This window comes from Actinoplanes sp. DH11 (assembly GCF_020873875.1).
Lineage (GTDB): Bacteria > Actinomycetota > Actinomycetes > Mycobacteriales > Micromonosporaceae > Actinoplanes.
Window position 1 is genome coordinate 49717 of sequence record NZ_JAHWGU010000022.1, and the last position, 19031, is coordinate 68747.

Annotated in this window: 16 protein-coding genes and 2 riboswitches; of the genes, 4 read left to right on the top strand and 12 right to left on the bottom strand. The window is 71.8% G+C overall.

Going from position 1 to position 19031, the window contains the following annotated elements; translation table 11 throughout:
- Window positions 1–42: 42 nt before the first annotated feature.
- Window positions 43–450: a roadblock/LC7 domain-containing protein gene (locus LPA41_RS28185; protein ID WP_229073930.1), complete on the bottom strand. Its 408-nt coding sequence runs from the start codon at window positions 448–450 to the stop codon at window positions 43–45.
- The gene (locus tag LPA41_RS28190) at window positions 447–3116 is read right to left on the bottom strand and encodes a nitrate- and nitrite sensing domain-containing protein (RefSeq protein ID WP_229073931.1); all 2670 of its coding nucleotides are present in this window, start codon (window positions 3114–3116) and stop codon (window positions 447–449) included. Before LPA41_RS28190 ends, LPA41_RS28185 begins: the two co-directional genes overlap by 4 nt.
- A 616-nt stretch (window positions 3117–3732) precedes the next feature.
- Between LPA41_RS28190 and LPA41_RS28195 the strand changes: the two genes are divergently transcribed.
- From LPA41_RS28195 to LPA41_RS28205, 3 genes are all read left to right on the top strand, one after another.
- Window positions 3733–5604: a hypothetical protein gene (locus LPA41_RS28195; RefSeq protein ID WP_229073932.1), complete on the top strand. Its 1872-nt coding sequence runs from the start codon at window positions 3733–3735 to the stop codon at window positions 5602–5604.
- 238 nt (window positions 5605–5842) lie between these two features.
- A riboswitch (cyclic di-GMP riboswitch) is annotated at window positions 5843–5917 on the top strand.
- 27 nt (window positions 5918–5944) lie between these two features.
- Window positions 5945–6355, top strand: a complete 411-nt coding sequence (locus LPA41_RS28200; protein ID WP_229073933.1) for a hypothetical protein — start codon at window positions 5945–5947, stop codon at window positions 6353–6355.
- 108 nt (window positions 6356–6463) lie between these two features.
- On the top strand, window positions 6464–9121 hold the full coding sequence (locus LPA41_RS28205) for a DUF5305 family protein (protein ID WP_229073934.1): 2658 nt from the start codon (window positions 6464–6466) through the stop codon (window positions 9119–9121).
- On the opposite strand, the gene thiC is transcribed toward LPA41_RS28205, so the two are convergent.
- From thiC to LPA41_RS28250, 9 genes are all read right to left on the bottom strand, one after another.
- Window positions 9094–10617 carry a phosphomethylpyrimidine synthase ThiC gene (gene thiC, locus LPA41_RS28210; RefSeq protein ID WP_308036625.1) on the bottom strand — a complete coding sequence of 508 codons (1524 nt, stop codon included), beginning with the start codon at window positions 10615–10617 and terminating at the stop codon, window positions 9094–9096. The two genes, LPA41_RS28205 and thiC, sit on opposite strands and share 28 nt — an antisense overlap.
- 74 nt (window positions 10618–10691) lie before the next feature.
- On the bottom strand, window positions 10692–11459 hold the full coding sequence (gene thiD / locus LPA41_RS28215) for a bifunctional hydroxymethylpyrimidine kinase/phosphomethylpyrimidine kinase (RefSeq protein WP_229073935.1): 768 nt from the start codon (window positions 11457–11459) through the stop codon (window positions 10692–10694).
- Window positions 11456–12079: a thiamine phosphate synthase gene (locus LPA41_RS28220; protein WP_229073936.1), complete on the bottom strand. Its 624-nt coding sequence runs from the start codon at window positions 12077–12079 to the stop codon at window positions 11456–11458. Before LPA41_RS28220 ends, thiD begins: the two co-directional genes overlap by 4 nt.
- Complete coding sequence (locus tag LPA41_RS28225; RefSeq protein ID WP_229073937.1) at window positions 12073–12819, bottom strand: thiazole synthase; 747 nt, start codon at window positions 12817–12819, stop codon at window positions 12073–12075. The genes LPA41_RS28220 and LPA41_RS28225 overlap by 7 nt, the downstream gene beginning before the upstream one ends.
- A 1-nt stretch (window position 12820) precedes the next feature.
- Complete coding sequence (gene thiS, locus LPA41_RS28230; protein ID WP_229073938.1) at window positions 12821–13021, bottom strand: sulfur carrier protein ThiS; 201 nt, start codon at window positions 13019–13021, stop codon at window positions 12821–12823.
- The gene (thiO, locus tag LPA41_RS28235; RefSeq protein ID WP_229073939.1) at window positions 13012–14034 is read right to left on the bottom strand and encodes a glycine oxidase ThiO; all 1023 of its coding nucleotides are present in this window, start codon (window positions 14032–14034) and stop codon (window positions 13012–13014) included. Before thiO ends, thiS begins: the two co-directional genes overlap by 10 nt.
- Window positions 14031–14621, bottom strand: coding sequence for a thiamine phosphate synthase (locus tag LPA41_RS28240; protein WP_229073940.1), 591 nt, complete (start codon window positions 14619–14621; stop codon window positions 14031–14033). Before LPA41_RS28240 ends, thiO begins: the two co-directional genes overlap by 4 nt.
- A riboswitch (TPP riboswitch) is annotated at window positions 14615–14725 on the bottom strand. (Overlaps the previous gene by 7 nt.)
- A 34-nt stretch (window positions 14726–14759) precedes the next feature.
- Window positions 14760–16406 carry an ABC-F family ATP-binding cassette domain-containing protein gene (locus LPA41_RS28245; protein WP_229073941.1) on the bottom strand — a complete coding sequence of 549 codons (1647 nt, stop codon included), beginning with the start codon at window positions 16404–16406 and terminating at the stop codon, window positions 14760–14762.
- Between the two features lie 28 nt (window positions 16407–16434).
- Entirely contained in the window at window positions 16435–17046 is a 612-nt protein-coding gene (locus tag LPA41_RS28250; protein ID WP_229073942.1) for a class I SAM-dependent methyltransferase, read from the bottom strand.
- A 95-nt stretch (window positions 17047–17141) separates the two neighbouring features.
- Between LPA41_RS28250 and LPA41_RS28255 the strand changes: the two genes are divergently transcribed.
- A complete protein-coding gene (locus LPA41_RS28255; protein WP_229073943.1) occupies window positions 17142–18047 on the top strand; it encodes a hypothetical protein in 906 nt (301 codons plus the stop codon).
- A 116-nt stretch (window positions 18048–18163) separates the two neighbouring features.
- On the opposite strand, the gene truA is transcribed toward LPA41_RS28255, so the two are convergent.
- Window positions 18164–18979, bottom strand: coding sequence for a tRNA pseudouridine(38-40) synthase TruA (truA, locus tag LPA41_RS28260; RefSeq protein ID WP_229073944.1), 816 nt, complete (start codon window positions 18977–18979; stop codon window positions 18164–18166).
- Window positions 18980–19031 lie beyond the last annotated feature (52 nt).

Genomic DNA, 19031 nt, shown 5'->3' on the forward strand with positions numbered 1-19031 from the left:
TCGCGGTCACCTCGTCTCCGCCGGGGCGCACGGCCCCGGCGTCTAGTGGCTGACGGCCTCGCGTGGCGTCGGCGACAGTGCCGCACCGACACGCTCCACCAGCAGGGCCATCTCGTAGCCGACCTGACCGACGTCGCAGCTGCGCGCCGCCAGGACAGCCATCGATGAACCGTCGCTGATGGACATCAGGAAAAGATAGCCGCTGTCCATTTCGATGATGGTCTGTTGCACCTTCCCGGCGTTGAACATTCTCGATGCGCCGTCGGTCAGGCTGACCACGCCCGAGGTGATCGCGGCGAGCTGATCCGCGCGGTCCGCCGGCAGATCGCGCGACGAGGCCAGCAGCAGGCCGTCCGCCGAGACGGCGATCACGTGGGCGATGCCGGCGATGCTGTCGGCGAAGTTGCTGAGCAGCCAGCCCATGTCGTGCATGGTGGGGGGCCTGGTCACTGTTCGTTCTCCTTCGGAGCATGTGTAGCCGTGGCGGCGGATTCGGCAACGCCGTCCGTCCGCCCTCGTTGCACTCCTCGGTGGTACGAGGACAACAGTCCTCGTACCTCATCCGGATTGCGACGATGTTGCGTACGCGGTGGGCTCTGCACCCCGCCCGGCACCAGCTGCGCCTGCGGGATCCGCTTGGGGAGGCCCGACCGGGTGGTGCCGGCGTCCTGCGGCGCGGTCGCCGCCATCGCCCGCAGCCAGCCGTCGTCCGCCTTGGTGCGCCAGCGGTCCTCGGCGGCCTCCCGGGGCCTCGGGACGGCACTCACCGGGGCCGGTGGCGCCTTCCGGGTCACCGACGGGGCCTCCTGGGCCGCCGTCGGGGCCTCCTGGGTCGCCGGCGGTGCCGCGATCACCGGAGCCGGCAGCGGTGGGCCTGGCGGGGCGGAGACCGGCGCGGGCGGAGGCGCGTATCCCGCGGTCGGCATCCCGTGCGGCACCGGAGCGCTGTCGGCCTGGTCGAACCAGTCGTGCTGCATCTCCAGCCGGATCGGATCGCCGGCGGCAGGCCCGGGCTCAGCCGGCACGGCCCGGGTCGGCTCGGGCTCCGCTTTCACGGCCCGGGTCGGCAGCGGCGGCCGGTCCGGCGTCGGCTGCAGATCCAGATCGGTCACCGGGCCTTCGAGCGTGATCGGCCGGCGGATCATCGGCTCGGGCGGCATCGGCACCGACCGGACCGGCGGCCGGGGCTCGGCAAGCGCCGGCAACGGACCGGGACGGGTCCAGCTGGCGGCCCGGGACGGCACGGCGACCGGCGCGCCCGGCAGCACCGCCACACCGGCCGGCAGGGTGACCTCGGCGATCGTGCCGCCCTCGCTGCCGGGGCGCAGCTCGACGCTTATCCCGTGCCGGGCGGCGAGCCGGCCGATCACCGCGAACCCCATCAGGCGGAACGCGCTCACGTCCACCTCGGACGGTTCGGTGAGCCGCCGGTTGATCTGCTCCATCTGGTCGTCGGAGATGCCCAGCCCGCGGTCCTCGACCTGGACCACGGCGTGATCACCGGTACGGCTGCCGTGCGCCATCACCAGGGTGCTCGGCGGGGAGAACCGGGTGGCGTTGTCGAGCAGCTCGGCGATCAGGCGGACCACGTCGTTGACGGCCGCGGCGGAGACCAGCACGTCGGTGTCGATCGAGCCGAACTCGATCCGGTGGTAGAGCTCGACCTCGCTCTGGGCGGCCCGCAGCGCGTCGATCAGCAGCGCGTCCTCACGGCGCGGCGCACCGACCTCGGCGCCGGCCAGGACCAGCAGGTTCTCGTCGTTGCGGCGCATCCGGGTGGCGAGGTGGTCGAGTTCGAAGAGGCGGGCCAGCCGCTTCGGGTCCTCCTCGGTCCGCTCGATCTGGTCGAGTTCGCCGATCATCCGGTCGACCAGGGCCTGGCTGCGCCGGGCGAGGCTGAGGAACATCGTCGAGACGCTGGTGCGCAGCGCGGCCTGTTCGGCGGCGACCCGGATGGCCTCCCGGTGCACCATGTTGAAGGCCTCGGCGACCTGGCCGAACTCGTCGTTGTCGTCGACCCGGATCGGGTCACGGGTCTGCGCGACGATCCGGTCGACGCCACCCTCGCCCAGGTTGTCCGCGTCCTGCAGACGGGTCACGGCCTCGGGGAGGTCCCGGTTGGCCACCGCGAGCGCGCCCTCGCGGAGCCGCCGGACGGCGAGATGCATCGACCGCCCGAGATAGACCGCGACCGCCACGGCCCCGATCAGCACCAGCAGGACCAGGACGAACTCGATGGTGGCGCGCCGGGTGCTGTCGGTGCTGCCGTCCTGGGCGTCCGCCACCACCTGTTCGCCGAGCTGGGTGTCCGCGGCACGCAACAGCCCGGTCACCGTGCCGAACCCCTGGACCAGGTCGTTCGGCTGGGTGGCGTCGGGCTGGGCGGAGAGTCCGTCGGCCCGGGCCAGCGCGTCGTCCTGCACGACCGCGTCGACGAGGGCGACCTGGCGTCCGGTGGCGACCGACCGGAGGTCGGTCAGGGCGGCGTCCCGGGTGGCTTGCGCCGCGACGATCGCCCGCTGCCGTTCGTCGGTCAACCCCCCGGCTGTACGGGCGACGAACGTCACCGCCGCCTGCTCCGCCACCGAGGCCTGGACGCGACCGAAGGCGGCCAGCCCGCGCAGTCCGTCGGCCACCGACCCGGGTTCGGCGATCCGGCTCACCGCGGTCTCGTAGCCGGTGAGGACGGCGAGGGCGTCGCCGTACCCCTGTGCGGCTTCCGGCACGCCGGTGGACCGGCCGCTGACGGCGGCCCGGACCGCCGGCAACTCGCGGAGGGCGTCGTCGACCAGGGTGAGGCGGTCGGTGACCGGTCCGGGGATCTCCTCGATCGAGGCCCGACGGGTACGGACGACGTCGGCTCGCGCGTCGACGGCCTTGACCGCCTCCCGGTACCCGGTCTCGGCAGCGCCGGGATCGGCCAGGTACGCCAGGCCGGCCATCCGCTCGTCGTGCAGCAGCCCGGTCAGTCCGGAGAGCTCGGTGCCCAGTCCCGCCAGGTCGGCCACCCGGGTCGCGTCACCGGCGCGCTCGCCCACCTCACCGAGTCGTACGGTGGCGAGCACCAACACGGCCGTCAGCGGCAGGAACAGCAGGGCGGCCAGCTTCGCACGCATGCGCGCGTCCCGGAGCCGCGGAAGGCGACCGCGTCGTGCAGCCTGGGCCGAGGATCCCGTGCTCACGACATCTCCTTCGTGGTCGTCCCCGCTCGGCTCCGACGTGACAGCCGGCGTATCAGAAGCCGCGGTCCGGCCCCGTCCGGTGCTCGCAGCAAAGCCCGCACCGATTTCGGCACGGCGGCGATTTCACCAGAACGCCTGCCCCTTTGGGAAGCGTGGAACCTCCCGGAAAGGCCGCTGGTGTCCGGGTGGTAACTGCGCGCGGGTGCGGCCGGCAGCCATGACGTCCGGTTTGACGTGCGCGAATGTCTCACACGCAACCTTCCGTGAAGCCACCGTCACCCGTCCCGGTCACTGAGATTTTTTTCCCGTGACCCAGCGAGGTCTCACGTTGGCAAGGATTGGCACGAAGCGACGGACTCGTTGTCCGGCGCCCGCAAGTGTCCACTGCGGACTGACCCATGGCAAATGACCCCTACGTCGTCTCACGATGACCCACAGTTACAGTTAATAAAGTGACTATCATCGATTTTGATGATCAGAACTTTAGGCTGCCTTAATAAGCGGGCTCCGGACTGGCGCGCCGCCCGGCGCATTCCGTAACGTGCCCGGCATGGCATTTCGGAGCTGGGTGAAGCTGCTGGCCACCACCACCGCGGCAGCCGCGGTGGTCGGAGCCGGGCAACTCGGCATCGCCTACGGGCTCAGCATGGTCCGGCTCGACCGGGATCTCGACGTCACAGCCAGTGATCAATGGACCGCCCAGCTCGCCTGGGTGGCCTGGATCGCGATGACCGCCGCCGCGGTCGGCGCGATCGTGGCGACCGGCCTGCGCCCCCGCTGGCGCCCCCAGCCGATCGGCACCGGCGGCGCCCTCGGCATCGGCCTGGCCGCCGGCCTCGGCGCCCTCGCGGTCATCCCGCTGACCATGCAGCCGGCCCGCGCCGCGTCCGTCGCCGGCGTCAACCCGGTCTTCGTCATCGGTGTCTGCGCGGGCCTCGGCGCCGCCGCCGGCATCTTCGCCGCATGGGCCGCCGCCGCGAAAGCGGTCGCCCGCTGGAGCCTCGGCACCCTAACCGTCCTGGTCTGGGCCGTCGCCCTCATCTCCATCGCGCCGTCCCTGCTGCCCGGCCGCACCCCCGCCGCCCCGATCCGCCTCGGCGTCCTCGAGGGCAACCTCATCCCGGCCGCGATCACCGAGCACACCCCGTTCGTCACCATGCCGGTGCTCGCCCTGCTCGCCGGCCTGATCTGCGGCCTGGTCGCGCGCGGCCGCCGCCTGTCGACCCTCGCCGTCGCGCTCAGCGGGCTGGCCGGTCCGGCCCTGCTCACGGTGGCCTACCTGATCGCCGGCCCGGGCGAGGGGACCCGCTTCGACCTCAACCCGTACTGGGCCGCCATGATCGCCAGCGGCGCCGGCGTACTCGGCTCGGTCCTGGCCGCCGTCCTGCGCAGCTCGGCCGACCTCTCGTCGTCCGCAGCCACCGCGTCCGCCTCCCCCTCCCCCGCTTCTTCCTCCGCTGCGGCTCGCGACGCCGCAGGCCGCGACTCCGCAGGCCGCGACTCCGCAGGCCGCGACTCCGCAGGCCGCGACTCCGCAGGCCGCGACTCCGCAGGCCGCGACTCCGCGGGCCGGGGAGCGGCTGCCGGCGGCGCGCCGGGCACCGAGTCGGGCCCGTCCCGTGACCGCACCCCCGAGCCCACGCCCCTCCCCCGCCGCGACACCGCAGGCCAGGCCGCACCGAACCCGTCCGCCATCGCCGCCGCGGCAGCCGCCGCCGCGCAGCGCCCGGCCGAGCAACTGCGCCCCTCCGACACCGGTGTCCTGCCCGCCGTCGACCGCCCGCACCCGCTCGCCGACCTCGCGAACCAGTCCCCGGCCACCGCACCCAACTCACCGTTCGCCTCCGGCAGCGGCAGCCCGTTCGGCCAGCCACCGTCGGCGACGCCCGCCTACGGTCAGCAGCACCCCACCGGCCAGTCCTTCAGCCAGCCGCCCGCAGGCGCGCCCTCTGCCGGTCAGCACGCGCATGCGGCGTCCACCGGCCACCAGCCCGCACATGGGCCGTCCACCGGCCGGCAGTCACCGGGTGCGCCGCCCGCCGGTCGGCAGCCCCAGGCCTCGCCGTCCCCCGGCCAGCCCCAGGGTTCGCCGTCCTTCGACCAGCAGTCGTCGGGCGCCGCTCAGCGCTTCTCCGGCCAGCAGGAGCCGAACCCGAGCCCACGCCGTGGCTGGCGGACTCGCCGCTCGGCGCAGGAGAACCCACCCCCACCGGCGGGCAACTCCTTCGACGGCTTCGCCACCGGCAACCCCGGCCCGCGTACCGGCATCGACACCGCCGAACACCCCCGCATCACCGCCGCGATGCCCCGCCCCCCGGCCATCGAACCGACCTCGATCAGTGGCCCCCCGGCCCAGCGTGGCCCGCGCGGCCAGCAGGAATCCGAGTACGTCAACTGGGTCAACGGCCTCGGCGGCTCGTAAGCCCGCGCAGCTCTCCACACACGCATGGCGGTCGTCCCCCGGACGGCCGCCATGCGTCGTTCCGCCCGGTTTCCGGCCGGTCCTTGCCCGGGTGGCGGACGGTCCTGCCGCCCTTTAGCACCCGAACTGCACTCAGGTGAAAAAACCTCGAAAAAGGCCCCGGAAATGTGCCCTCTAACGCTTAGCCGGACCCGGCCCCGACCGAAAAACCTGGCGTAAGCAAATCGAGCATCCGCTCGGCCGATCAGAGCAAACCCGGTGCGAACCGGGGACGCAAAGCCACAGGGCCCACCGGGCCGGCTGGGTTACCGACCAAGGGGAGACCTTCACTATGCGCAACATGATTCAGCTTCTGGGTGGCCTGGCCGTCGCGGGTGTCGTAGCAGCCGGCGGTGCTGCCTTCACGGCCTCCGGCGTCGAGAGCACCGTCGCCACCCCGAGCGCCCTGATCGGCGGGGCGGTCACGCACAACGTCGTGGGCGCGGTGATGAGCGGGATCACCTACGACGTGGCCGGCACATACAAGGAGCAGGTGACCGGCTTCCACGTGTCGCTGGCGGACGGCAACGCCACGGCGATCCCGGCAAACGCCACGGTGGCGGTCGTCGTCACCGGCAACGCCACCAACGCGTCCGGTGCGACGGCCACGTGCACCCGCAACAGCGCCCCGACAACGACGTGGGACTGCGCTCCGACCAGCGGCTACTACACCGCGATCTCGCAGTTGAGCGTCTCCGTCACCCCTGCTTAGTAGGATTCTGTTGATCGACTAGGCATGAACCTGCGGTTCGGCTCAGGGCCACCGCGGTGTCATTCGATTGACGGAGCTGACATCCAGCGATCGACCAAGCACGTCGCCATGGCCGCCATCCTCGTGATGGCGGCCATCGGCCTTTGGGCGGTCCGAACCGGCACCGTCTCGTACCTGGTGACATACGGCGTCAGCATGCAGCCCACCTACTACGCCGGTGACCTGGTTTTAATCATCAAATCCGATTCTTACGAAGTGGGTGAGATCGCCGCATACCATGGTGCAGGCGGACGAGCCGAGGTGCTTCACCGCATCATCGGCGGTGATGGCGCGAACGGCTTCGTCTTCAAGGGAGACAACAACCAGTCAATCGACGCCGACAAACCGACTGCCGATCAACTGATCGGCCGAGCCGTGGTCCACATCCCCAAGGGCGGCGTCTGGCTTCAGCCGCTCTTAAGTCCGACCGGTCTGGGAGTAATCAGCTTTCTCCTCGTCGGCGGTGGTGCGGCGGCGGCCAAGACCCGCAGGGATCTTCCTCGTGGCAGCCGGAAGAAAAGAGTTAAGGGCATGTCAGGCCAAGGCGGCTCTCTGGCTGTCGCGGCGGCCGTTCTCAAGGCGATCAGCCGCCTTCATCCCGCCGTGCGGGCGGTCGCAGTCCTGACAGCGGTGTCCGCTGTTCTCGGAGTCGGACTCGGCGCCCTCGGCTGGATGAAGCCGGCCGTCGAGACCGTCACGCCGAACGCCGGCTCCGGTGAGTCGATGACTTTCGGGTACTCCGCGAAGGTTCCCCGGTCAGCGGCTTACGACGGCACGACGGTCTACTCCCCCGAGCCCGTCTTTCGCAAGGTCGCCAATCTCGTCGACCTGCAGATGACGTATCGAGGCCAACCCGGTCAGATCTCGGTGAGCGCCCGCCTGTCCACGCAGAGCGGCTGGCATTCGACGATGCGGCTGTCCCAAGCACGGCAGTTCACCGCTGACCGGTACACCCACACCGTGCAGCTGGACCTGGACGCTCTGCATGCACGCGCCCAGGCCGCGAGTGAGGCGATCGGCACCGAACTCGGTCAGCTCACGGTCGACGTCACCGCGCCGGTGCGTCATGCCGATGGTTCCACGTTTGAGCCGACGATCACGCTGGCGATAGATCCGCTGCAGATGATCCTTCCCGATGGACCGTCGAGCTTGGTGGTCGACCGTTCCAGCACCGCGTCCGGACCCGTGGTGCAGAACCGGCAGATCAGCGCCCTCGGACACCATCTGTTCACCGCCGCGCAGGCCCGCAAGTACGCCGCCGTCCTGCTCACCGTCGCCGTCACCGCCGCCGTGATCGTCGCGATGCTCGCGCTGCGCAGTGTCCCGCTGCGGACGCGGGCGCAGATCCAGCGCCGCTACCCCCATCTCCTGGTCCCGGTCGAACCGATGCCCAGCCCGCCCGGCAAGCCGGTGGTGATCGTCGACAACTTCCCGGCACTGGTGAAGCTCGCCGAGAAGTACGGCCAGATGATCCTCACCTGGACCCGCCCCGATGGCGCCGACGACTTCGTGGTCCGCGACGACGGGGTGACGTACCGCTACCGGATCGTCCCGCCGGGTGTCACCCCGGAACCCGACTCGAAGCCTGCCCCGGCGAGGCGCCCGGCAGCCCGGAAAGCCACCGGAACGGCGAAGGTGCCCGAGCCCTCGGAGGCGCCACCGGCTCCGGAGGAACGGGTCTCTCCCGAGGGTGCGGCCGAAGAAGCCACCGAAACGCGAGCCGGCAATACACCAGCCGCGAATACACCAGCCATCGAAACGCAGGGTGCCGAAGTGCCAGCCGCCGAAGCCCCGGCCACCCCCGAGAACCAAACCGAGGCATCGGCTGACCCCGAGCAATCCCCGGAGACGTCGGCCCGCTCCGAGAACGCATCGGCCGCGCGGGAAAACGTTGCTGCCAGCAACAATGAAGGGGGCCACCCCGGCGCGGGCGATCTCGCCCAACCCGGCGCGGACGCTATCGGCCAACCAGGCGCAGAAACTATCGGTCAAGCCGGCGCAGAAGCTGTCGGCCAACCCGGCCCGGAGGCACTGGGAGCACCATCCGCAGAGGCCCCACCGGCCCCGGAGAAGGCGCCGCAGGAACCGGCTCCCGAAGGGGAAGGATCTGCCGCCGAAAAGGCCACGGAGAAACCGCAACCTGCCAAACGAGCCCGCCGCCCCCGCAAGAAAGCGGCAGCCGCGAAGGTGGAATCCGGTAAGGCGCCCCCCGCGAAAGCGACAACCGAGAACGCGGGGCCCGAAAGCGCCAGGCCCGAGAGCGCCAAGCCGGAAAGCGCCGAGCTCGAAGACGCCACGCCCGAAGACGCCAAGCCCGACGCGGAGGAGAAGCCGCCCCTCAAACGCCCCATCCGCCGCAAACCCCAGGCCGCCCGCGCAGAGATCGAATCGCTCGCCGACCTCAATCAGACGTTGCCGAGCGCCCCGGCGGATCCCGCCGAGGCGCCCATCTACGACTTCCTGCTGACGGCGAAAACGACAGCGAAACCGACAGCACAGACAGCACCGCAACCAGCAGAACACCCGACAGCGCAACCAGCAGCGCGGCCGGCAGCCCAGCCGGCAGAAAATCCGGCAGCGCAGGCGACACCGGAAGCGGCGGAGGATCTGCCGACGCAGCCGGCGGAGCGATCAGAGGAGCAGGCGACCGAGCGGGCAGCAGCCCGCACGGCCGCCCAGGCGGACGAGCGGACGAGCGATCAGGCCGACGGCGCGACCGGCAGGTAGACCCGGCCGCCGCCGTCCACGAACTCCTCGGATTTCGCCTTCATCCCCGCCGCCCGCAGTTCATGGCTGATCCTCATGGAGCAGAACTTGGGCCCGCACATGGAGCAGAAGTGCGCGGTCTTGGCGGGCGCCGCCGGCAGCGTCTCGTCGTGGTAAGCGCGTGCCGTCTCCGGGTCGAGGGCGAGTTCGAACTGGTCCTCCCACCGGAAGTCGAAGCGGGCCCGGGACAGCGCGTCGTCCCAGTCCTGCGCGCCCTGGTGTCCTTTGGCCAGGTCCGCCGAGTGGGCCGCGATCTTGTAGGCGATCATGCCCGCCTTCACGTCCTCCTTGTTGGGGAGGCCGAGGTGCTCCTTCGGGGTGACGTAGCAGAGCATCGCCGTACCGAACATGCCGATCATCGCGGCGCCGATCGCCGAGGTGATGTGGTCGTAGGCGGGCGCGATGTCGGTGGCCAGCGGCCCCAGCGTGTAGAACGGCGCGCCGCCGCACAGTTCGACCTGGAGATCCACGTTCTCCTTGATCTTGTGCATGGGTACGTGGCCGGGGCCCTCGACCATGACCTGCACGTCGTACTCCCACGCGATGTGGGTGAGTTCGCCGAGCGTACGGAGCTCCGCGAACTGCGCCTCGTCGTTGGCGTCGGCGATCGAGCCGGGACGGAGCCCGTCGCCCAGGGAGAACGTGATGTCGTACTCCCGGAAGATCTCGCAGAGTTCCCGGAAGTGGGTGTAGAGGAAGTTCTCCCGGTGTTCGGCGAGGCACCAGGCCGCCATGATCGAGCCGCCGCGGGAGACGATGCCGGTGACCCGTTCGGCGGCGAGCGGGACATGTTCCAGGAGCACGCCGGCATGGATTGTCATGTAGTCGACGCCCTGCTCGGCCTGCTCGATGACGGTGTCGCGGAACAGTTCCCAGGTCAGTTGGAGGGGGTCACCCTTGACCTTCTCCAGGGCCTGGTAGATCGGCACGGTTCCGATCGGGACGGGCGAGTTCCGTACGATCGCCTCCCGGGTCTCGTGGATCCGCGGCCCGGTGGACAGGTCCATCACGGTGTCCGCGCCCCAGCGGGTGGCCCAGGTGAGTTTCTCCACCTCCTCGGCGACCGACGAGGTGACGGCCGAGGTGCCGATGTTCGCGTTGACCTTCACTAGGAACCGGGATCCGATGATCATCGGCTCGGACTCGGGGTGGTTGCGGTTGGCCGGCAGGACGGCCCGGCCGGCGGCGATCTCGTCGCGCACCAGGGCCGGGTCGACGCCTTCGCGGACCGCGACGAACTCCATCTCCGGGGTGATGACGCCGGCGCGCGCGGCCGCGAGCTGGGTCTGCCCGGTCCACCAGGGTTTGCGCAGCGGCGGCAACCCGACCAGCGGATCACTGCCCGGCCCGGACGTGTCGTAGAGCCGCACCGGCGCGTTGTCGCCGGTCAGCACCACCTCGGTGAACGGGATCCGCATGTCCGGACGGGGACCGTCCACATACACCTTGCGTCGCACGATCGAACCTCCCCAAAGTTGGATAAAACAGGCAGCACTGGGCCGGCAAGGGCCCGGAAACGAGCTGCCGAGACCTAGATGGACCGGGCGAAGTGGTCCAGCGGCCCGGGTCCCGCCCCGAGCTGCCAGGCGGCGCCGCCACGCAGACCGCGACGCACGTACTCCTTGGCCGCCGCGACCGCCACCGGCACCGGATCACCGGCGGCCAGGCGCACCGCGATCGCCGACGAGAAGGTGCATCCCGAGCCGTGGTTGTTCCGGGTGTCCACCGGCTCACCGCGCAGCAGCGTGGTCTCCCCGGCGACGTGCAGCACGTCGAGCGCCAGCTCGCTGCCGGTCACCACCACCGCGCGCGGCCCGAGCCGGGCGATCTCGGCGGCGGCCGAAACCATCTCCTCGGCCGTCTCGATCACCCTGCCGAGGAGGGCGCCGGCTTCGTGCCGGTTGGGCGTCACCACACCGGCGTACGGGAGGAGTACCCCCACAACCGCAGGTTCGGAGAGCCTGCTCCCCGCGGTGGCCACCAGTACCGGGTCGACGACCAGATGCGGCAGGTCCGCGGCGCGTTCCAGCACCACCTTCGCCACGGCCGGATCCGAGATCATCCCGACCTTCACGGCCGCCACCGGGAAGTCGGCGAGCACCGCGTCCAGCTGCGCCGCCACGATCTCCGCCGGAACCCCGTGCACATCCGTCACACCGAGCGTGTTCTGCGCCGTGATCGCCGTGATGACCGAGGTCCCGTACGCCCCCAGCGCCGCGAACGTCTTGAGGTCCGCCTGGATCCCGGCACCACCACCGGAGTCCGACCCGGCGATCGTCAGCACCACCGGCGGCGTCATCGCGCCACCACCCCGGCCGCAGAAGTGACATCCGCGGCAGCCGGCGACGCGCTCGCGCCCGAGAAAAAGGCCTCAGCCAGCTCCCGGGTCACCGCCTCCGGGTCCGCGGCCCGCATCACCGCACCCATCACCGCGATCCCGTTCGCCCCGGCCCGCCCGCAGTCCCGCGCCCGCACGGCCGAGTCGACCCCGCCGAGCGCCAGCCACGGCACCGGCGCACCCAGCGCGGCGGCACCGGCGGCCGAGAGCGGCGGACCGTACCCGGGTTTGGACGCGGTGGGGAAGACCGGCGACACCGTCACGTAGTCCACTCCGGACAGCTCTTCGTGGCCGTGCCAGGAGCGGCCGACCAGCGGAACCCCGGACGGCACCGGGTCGGCCGCCGCGAGGTGCACGGCGGTGCCGCCCAGCGGGTCGGGTCCGGCAACGATCAGGCGCCCGGGTGGCAGGAGCGACCGGAGCTCGGCGGCGAGCGCGGCGCGTTCCCCGTACGGCAGATCCTTCTCCCGCAGGATGACCCACGCCGCGCCGCCGCGGATCGCCGCCGCGACCACCTCGGTCAGTGGACGGGCGGCGGACCGCCGGTCGGTGAGCACGACGAGCCCGGCCGGGGTCACCATTCGGCGATCCCCTCGTCCGGAGTGGACGCGAGCGCGTGAAAGCGGCGTGGGATGCGGCCGGCGGCGCGGGCGAGCCGGCCGGCCGCGACCGCGTGCCGCATCGCCGCCGCCATCGCGGCCGGGTCGTCGGCCCGGGTGATCGCGCTGGCCACCAGCACCGCGTCACAGCCGAGTTCCATGGCGAGGGCGGCGTCCGAGGCGGTGCCGATGCCGGCGTCCAGGACGACCGGCACGTCCACGTTCTGCCGGATCAGCTGGATGTGGTGCGGGTTGGAGATGCCGAGACCGGAACCGATCGGCGAACCCGCCGGCATCACCGCGGCACACCCGGCGTCGGCGAGGCGGCGGGCCAGGATCGGGTCGTCGGTGGTGTACGGCAGGACCGTGAACCCGTCCGCCACGAGCATCTCGGCGGCCCGCAGCAGCTCCACGCCGTCCGGCAGCAGGGTCCGCTCGTCGCCGATCACCTCGAGTTTGATCAGGTCGGTCTCGAAGGCCTCCCGGGCCATCTGCGCGGTCTTCACGGCGTCACCGGCGGTGTAGCAGCCGGCCGTGTTCGGCAGCACCCGCACCCCGAGCCGGTCCAGCATCGGCAGCAGGCCCGGCCCGGCCGCGTCGACCCGGCGCAGCGCCACCGTGACGAGCGTGGTCTCGGAGGCCCGGACGGCCTCCTCGAGAGCGGCCAGGCTCTGCGCACCGCCGGTGCCGAGGATCAGCCCGTTCTCCGGCAGGAAGTCCATGTCAGCCTCCCTGCGCGGCGGTGAGTACCTCGACCCGGTCGCCGTCGGCCAGGTCGACCTGGGTCCACGACGAGCGCGGCACCACGGTTCCGTTCACGGCGACCGCCACCCCGCGCTGGGCGGCGATCAGTTCGGCGACCAGGGTCGCCACCGTGCAGTTGTCCGACCGGCTCTGGTCCCGGCCGTTGATTGTCAGGCGCATCCGAACCTCCTGGGGGTGAAGGCGTCGATCAAGGGGTCCGCGACTCCGGTGAGCACCAGATCGGCGACGAGCCGCGCGGTGATCGGGGCGAGCAGCACCCCGTTGCGGTGGTGACCGGCGGCGACCACGGTCCGGTCGTCGAGCCGGCCGAGGATCGGCGCGTTGTCCGGCGTGCCGGGACGGTGGCCGACGGTGAACTCGGTGATCTCGTGTTCGGCGAGGCCGGGCACCAGGTCGAGGGCGGCCCGGAGCAGGTCGTGCACGCCGCCCGCGGTGAGGGCCCGGTCGGAGCGTTCCTCCTGGGTGGCACCGACCACCACCTCGCCGTCGGCGCGCGGCACCAGGTAGACGTGCCGGCCGTCGGCCACCCCGTCGATCACGTGCGCGATCAGGCCGGGCTCGCCGCGCAGCCGCAGCATCTGGCCCTTCACCGGCCGGATCGGCAGGCCGGTGAGTGCGGCGGTGCCGCAGCCGGCGGCCACCACGACGGCGTCGGCCTCGTCCGCCACGCCGGACAGTTCGCCGACGAGTCGCGGGACGATCCGGCCGCTCAGCGACTCGCGCAGCGCCGCGACCACCTTGCGCGGGTCCACCTGTCGTTCGGTGGGGGCGAACGCGCCCGCCCGGACCCGCGGCGACAGGGCCGGTTCCCGGTCACGGACCTGCGAGCCGGTGAGCGCCGCCAGCTTCTGGTGCGCCCACTCCCGCCGGGCCTCGGCGACGTCGTCGGCGGTCAGGGCCACGCTCAGGGTTCCGGCGTCGTCGTACCCCACCTCGCCGAGCTCTGCCGCGTATGCCGGCCACAGCTCGTTCGACGCCGCCAGCAGCGGTTCCAGGTACGGGAACTCGAACGCCGACTCCCCGCCCGGCGCCAGCATCCCGGCCGCCACGTGCCAGGCACCGCCGGTACCGCCGGGTGCCGGGTCGAAGACGGTGACGTCGGCGCCGCGCAGGAGCAACTCGCGGCCGGCGGCGAGTCCGATGATGCCGCCGCCGATGATCGCCACCCTCACGTGAGGGCGTCCAGGAACTCGGCGACCGCCCGCTTCGGGTCGGTGACGAAGGCGCCGATCGCGGCCACGCCGTGCGAGGGCAGGACCGGGACCCGGTCGGCCGTGATGCCACCGATCGCCAGGACCGGGGTGCCGGGCACCGCGTCCACCACAGCGGCGACACCGGCCGGGCCGATCGGTGGCGGCAGCCCGTCCTTCGTGGACGTGGCGAACGCCGGCCCGGTGCCGAGGTAACTGGCGCCGGCCTCGACCGCGGCCCGGGCCGCCGACGCGTTGCGGCAGGTGGCGCCGATCACCGCCGAGGGGCCGAGCACCCGGCGGGCGGCGTCCACGGGAAGGTCGTCGTCGCCCAGGTGAACCCCGTCCGCACCGGCCGCGAGCGCCACCCCGACCCGATCGTTGACCAGGCACATCGTGCCGGCCGGGCGAAGGACTTCGAGGGCCGCGACGGTCAGCGCGTACGCCTGCGCGTCAGTGCTCTTGACCCTAATCTGTACGGCTACGTCGGCCTGACCGGCAACGCCGCGGACGACGTCGAGCGAGTCGGTGATGACGTGGAGCCGGGGAAACGGAAACGACCTGCGCATGACGCACTCCTCCCTGCGCCGGCATGACCCGGATCAGGTTCGACGGTCGGGGGCCGCATCAGCCCCCCTCTCAGCCCGGTGCCCGGACTCCCGTGGGTTGTGTTGTAACGGACCATAACCGGTCCGTGAGATCAAAAGCTACCTCACGTCCCAGACCGGTTCCGGGACCTCGATCACTTCGTTGTCGCTCTTGAACAACACGAAACGGTCGAAAGACCTGGTGAACCAGCGGTCGTGGGTGACCGCGATCACCGTGCCGTCGTACGCCTTCAACCCCTCCTCCAGCGCCTCCGCCGACGCCAGGTCCAGGTTGTCGGTCGGCTCGTCCAGCAGCAGCAGGGTCGCACCGGAAAGTTCCAGCAGCAGCACCAGGAACCGGGCCTGCTGGCCGCCGGAGAGGGTGCCGAACCGCTGGTCGCCCTGCGCGGCGAGCTCGTAGCGGTTGAGGGCCTTCATCGCCCCCGCCCGGTCCACTCCGGACCGATGCTCGTCACCGCGCCAGAGGATCTCGACGAGGGTCTTGTCCACCAGCTCCGGACGGTCGTGGGTCTGCGAGAAGTGACCGGGCCGCACCCGCGCGCCGAGCCGGGCCACGCCGTCGTGCATCACCGGGGTCAGCGGCGCGCCGTCGACCGGCTTGTGCTCCAGGTCGGGTTCGGTGCCACCGGCCGCGAGCAGCCGCAGGAAGTGCGACTTGCCGGTGCCGTTCGCGCCGAGCACGGCGACGCGGTCCCCGTACCAGATCTCCAGGTCGAACGGGAATGTCAGGTTTTCCAGCTCCAGCTGCTCGCACATCACCGAGCGCTTGCCGGTGCGCCCGCCGCGCAGGTTCATCCGCACCGCCTGCTCCTTCGGCGGCAGCGGCGGCGGGCCGGCCTCCTCGAACTTGCGCAGCCGGGTCTGCGCGGCCTGATAACGGGAGGCCAGGCCGTCGTTGTAGGCGGCCTTGTTCTTCAGCGTGAAGACCAGTTCTTTGATCTTCTCGTGCTCCTCGTCCCAGCGGCGGCGCAACTCCTCCATCCGCTCGTGCCGGTTCGACCGGGCCTCGTGCCAGGAGGCGAAACCGCCCGGATGTGTCCAGGCGCCGCCGCCCTCGACCGCCACCACCCGATCCGCGGTCTGTGCCAGCAGCTCCCGGTCGTGCGAGACGTAGAGGATGGACTTCGCCGACTCGCGCATCCGCTGCTCCAGCCAGCGCTTGGCGGGCACGTCGAGGAAGTTGTCCGGCTCGTCGAGCAGCAGCACCTCGTCACCGCCGCGGAGCAGCAGGTCCAGCGCGAACCGTTTCTGCTCCCCGCCGGAGAGCGTCCGCACGACACGGTCCCGGGTCTCCTCCCACGGCTTGCCCAGGATCGCGACGGACACCGTGTCGAACAGGACCTCCGCCTCGTACCCGCCGCTCTCCCCCCAATGGGCAAGCGCGTTCGCGTACGCGATCTGGCTCCGCTCGGTGTCGTCCAGAGCCGCGGTGGCCGCGCGGAGTCGCTCACCTGCCGCGCCGAGCGCGGGTGCGACGAGCGACAGAGCCAGGTCCTCGAGCGTACGGTCGTCGCCGATCATGCCGATGAACTGCCGCATCACGCCCAGCCCGCCGGACCGGGCGACAGTGCCGGACTGGGTCGGGATGTCACCCGCCACCATGCGCATCAGGGTCGTCTTGCCGGCACCGTTCGGACCGACAAGCGCCACCTTCGCACCCTCGCCGACCCGGAACGAGACGTCGGAGAAAAGCTCACGCCCATCGGGGAGCACGAATCCGACAGCGGCGACATCCACGTAACCCATGGCGGCATCCTCCCTGTCGACAGCGTCGTCAGTCAGCCGATTTACGGGTGACCCGGAGCACCCGGAACCCGCGCTGACTTGCCACACGCTGCACCTGCCAGCCGAGCCCGACCAGCCAGGTGTGCAGGGAATCACCACCCAGGTTCCGGTTGATCACCAGCCAGGCGGTGCCGTCCGGCGCGAGCCGCGGGAGCCAGCGCTCCATCAGCGCGTGCAGCTCCGCCTTGCCGACGTGGGTGGGCGGGTTGCTCCAGATCTGCTGGAACGTCACGTCGTCCGGCACCTCGTCCGGCGCGGCCACCCGGACGCGGTCGCCGAACTCCTCAGCGTTCTCCGCGGTCAGTTCGCGGGCCCGGGAGTTCACGTCCACCGCGTGGATCGTCGCGGCCGGCGCCTCGGTGGCGAGCACGCAGGTGATCGGACCGTACCCGCAGCCGAGGTCCAGCAGCGCTCCCCCGGTGCCGGCGTCCGGCAGCACGGCCTTGCGCAGCAGCACGGCGGTGCCCGGGTCCAGCCGGCCCGCCGAGAAGACCCCGGAGGCCACGGCCAGCCGGTAGTCGCGCCCGGCGACATTGAACTCGATCTCGCTGCGCCGCGACGGCGCTTCCGGCTCGGCGCTGAAGTAATGGTCGGCACTCACCCGGCCAGTGTCCCGCGCGCAACGAGCGGCAGGACGGCGGGGTGCCGGACACGCTGTGCGTTCATAGATCAGCGTGCGCGCCTAGCTTGGGCCCCATGCGGTACGCCACCCCGACGCGCTCCGCCCACCGCGCCCCCGCAGCGGGCGCCCGCACCGTGCTGATCTCCAGCACCCTGTCCCTGCTGGTCAGACCGTTCCCCGGAGCGGCCGGCCAGCATCGCACCCCGGTCCGCTCCCGCCCCGGCCTGTCGTTCCGGCCAGGCCTGTCGTCGCGGGCCGGTCTGTCCTTCCGGCGCGGTCTGCCGTCGTGGGCCGGTCTGCCATGGCCCGCCGTTCTGCCGTGGCGGGCCGGCCTGCCGTCGCGGCGTCGGGGCAAGCGGCATCTGCGGCGGGAGCCCTACCGGACGGCCCGCCTGCTCAGCCGCGGCCTGGCCGCCCTGATCGTCGCCGGAATCTGCGTGATGCTGGGCGTCCTGATCGTCGCCGACAAACAGGGCCCGAACCTCCCGTCCGCTTCTGATCAGCAGGCAGGCCCACTCACCGCGGCCGCCGTCTTCCCCGAGCAGACGTCACTCTTCCGGGCGAGCCAGGCGCGGGCCGAGACCGACTGCCCGGTGGCGGTCACCGGCGGCCTGCGCCAGATCCTTCAGGCGTACGGGTGTTCGCACGCGATCCGCGCCGCCCTCACCGTCCCGTACGCCGGTCACCAGATCACCGCCGGCGTCCTCGACCTGCCCGACTCCGGCCACGCCACCGCCGTCAGCGGCCAGGTCCGCGACCTGGTCGAGACCGGTGACGGCGGTTTCGCCGCCCTCTCCGGCGCCGACACCCCACCCGGGACGCCGGTGGTGTGGCGCACGCACGGCCGGTACCTGCTCTACTGCGTGATAGCCGACCCCACCGGCCGGCTGGTCCGCAACGACGACCCGGCAGTGGCCCGCATCATGACCGAGGTCCTCGACGTCCACCTGGCCGGAACCGCCCTGCCCGCACAGAACTGACGCCACCGGGCGCCCGCAGCACCGCACCAGCGCACCCGCCACGGCACCGATGCCCCACCGCGCCCTCGTCCGGGCCGACCCGATGGCCGCCGCCCGGCCCGGAGCGGCGACCGCGATCAGGCCCGCAACCGGCGCGTCGCCTCGGCCCGAGCGGCGTAGTCGGATTCGTCCGGATAACCCACCGCCACCAGCGTGAGCCCGTGCGCCGGCGCGACAGTCACCTCGCTGGACCGTTCCCGCAGCGTCAGCAACCGGGCCGGCCACTCCGGCTCACGCCGGCCGTCGCCGACGAACAGCATCGCGCCCACCAGGCTGCGCACCATCGCCTGACAGAAGGCGTCGGCCTGCACGGTCGCCACCAATGTCCGGTCCGGATCACGGCGCCAATCCAGCCGGTTGATCGCCCGGATGGTGGTGGCGTGCTCCTTGCGCTTGCAGAACGCGGCGAAGTCGTGCTCCCCGAGCAGCCCGGCCGCGGCGGCGTTGAGCCGGTCCAGGTCGAGCCGGCGCATCCAGCCGAGGGTGTCGTGCCGGCGCAGCGGTTCGGGACCCCACGGATCGTCGGTGACGCGGTACTCGTACCGGCGGTAGGTCGCCGAGAACCGCGCGTCGAAGCTCGGCGGAACCGGGACGACGGCTCGCACCCGGGCGTCGGGCGGCATCAGCGCGGCCAGCCTGCGCAGCAGGGAGCCTTCGAGTTCGGCGTACCGGTCGGCGGGCAGCTCGATGTGGCAGACCTGACCGGTGGCGTGCACGCCGGCGTCGGTACGCCCGGCCACGGTCAGCCCGAGCGGCGTCTCCGGCCCGACCAGCCGTCCCAGGGCCTCGGTGAGCACGCCCGCGACGGTCCGGCGGGCGGGTTGGGCGGCCCAGCCGGAGAAGTCGGCGCCGTCATAGGACACGTCCAGTCGCAGGCGGATCGATCCCGTCATCGGGGTAGCGCGCTCCTCGGGTCAGTGGTCAGCAAAAGGCCCGGCACCCACC

What these genes read in the sequence shown, in the direction of transcription:
- LPA41_RS28190 (WP_229073931.1), bottom strand. Translation starts at nt 3,116, where the DNA reads ATGCGTGCGAAGCTGGCCGCCCTGCTGTTCCTGCCGCTGACGGCCGTG.
- LPA41_RS28195 (WP_229073932.1), top strand. Translation starts at nt 3,733, where the DNA reads ATGGCATTTCGGAGCTGGGTGAAGCTGCTGGCCACCACCACCGCGGCA.
- LPA41_RS28200 (WP_229073933.1), top strand. Translation starts at nt 5,945, where the DNA reads ATGATTCAGCTTCTGGGTGGCCTGGCCGTCGCGGGTGTCGTAGCAGCC.
- LPA41_RS28205 (WP_229073934.1), top strand. Translation starts at nt 6,464, where the DNA reads ATGGCCGCCATCCTCGTGATGGCGGCCATCGGCCTTTGGGCGGTCCGA.
- thiD (WP_229073935.1), bottom strand. Translation starts at nt 11,459, where the DNA reads ATGACGCCGCCGGTGGTGCTGACGATCGCCGGGTCGGACTCCGGTGGT.
- LPA41_RS28220 (WP_229073936.1), bottom strand. Translation starts at nt 12,079, where the DNA reads ATGGTGACCCCGGCCGGGCTCGTCGTGCTCACCGACCGGCGGTCCGCC.
- LPA41_RS28225 (WP_229073937.1), bottom strand. Translation starts at nt 12,819, where the DNA reads ATGGACTTCCTGCCGGAGAACGGGCTGATCCTCGGCACCGGCGGTGCG.
- thiS (WP_229073938.1), bottom strand. Translation starts at nt 13,021, where the DNA reads ATGCGCCTGACAATCAACGGCCGGGACCAGAGCCGGTCGGACAACTGC.
- LPA41_RS28240 (WP_229073940.1), bottom strand. Translation starts at nt 14,621, where the DNA reads ATGCGCAGGTCGTTTCCGTTTCCCCGGCTCCACGTCATCACCGACTCG.
- LPA41_RS28245 (WP_229073941.1), bottom strand. Translation starts at nt 16,406, where the DNA reads ATGGGTTACGTGGATGTCGCCGCTGTCGGATTCGTGCTCCCCGATGGG.
- LPA41_RS28255 (WP_229073943.1), top strand. Translation starts at nt 17,142, where the DNA reads ATGCGGTACGCCACCCCGACGCGCTCCGCCCACCGCGCCCCCGCAGCG.
- truA (WP_229073944.1), bottom strand. Translation starts at nt 18,979, where the DNA reads ATGACGGGATCGATCCGCCTGCGACTGGACGTGTCCTATGACGGCGCC.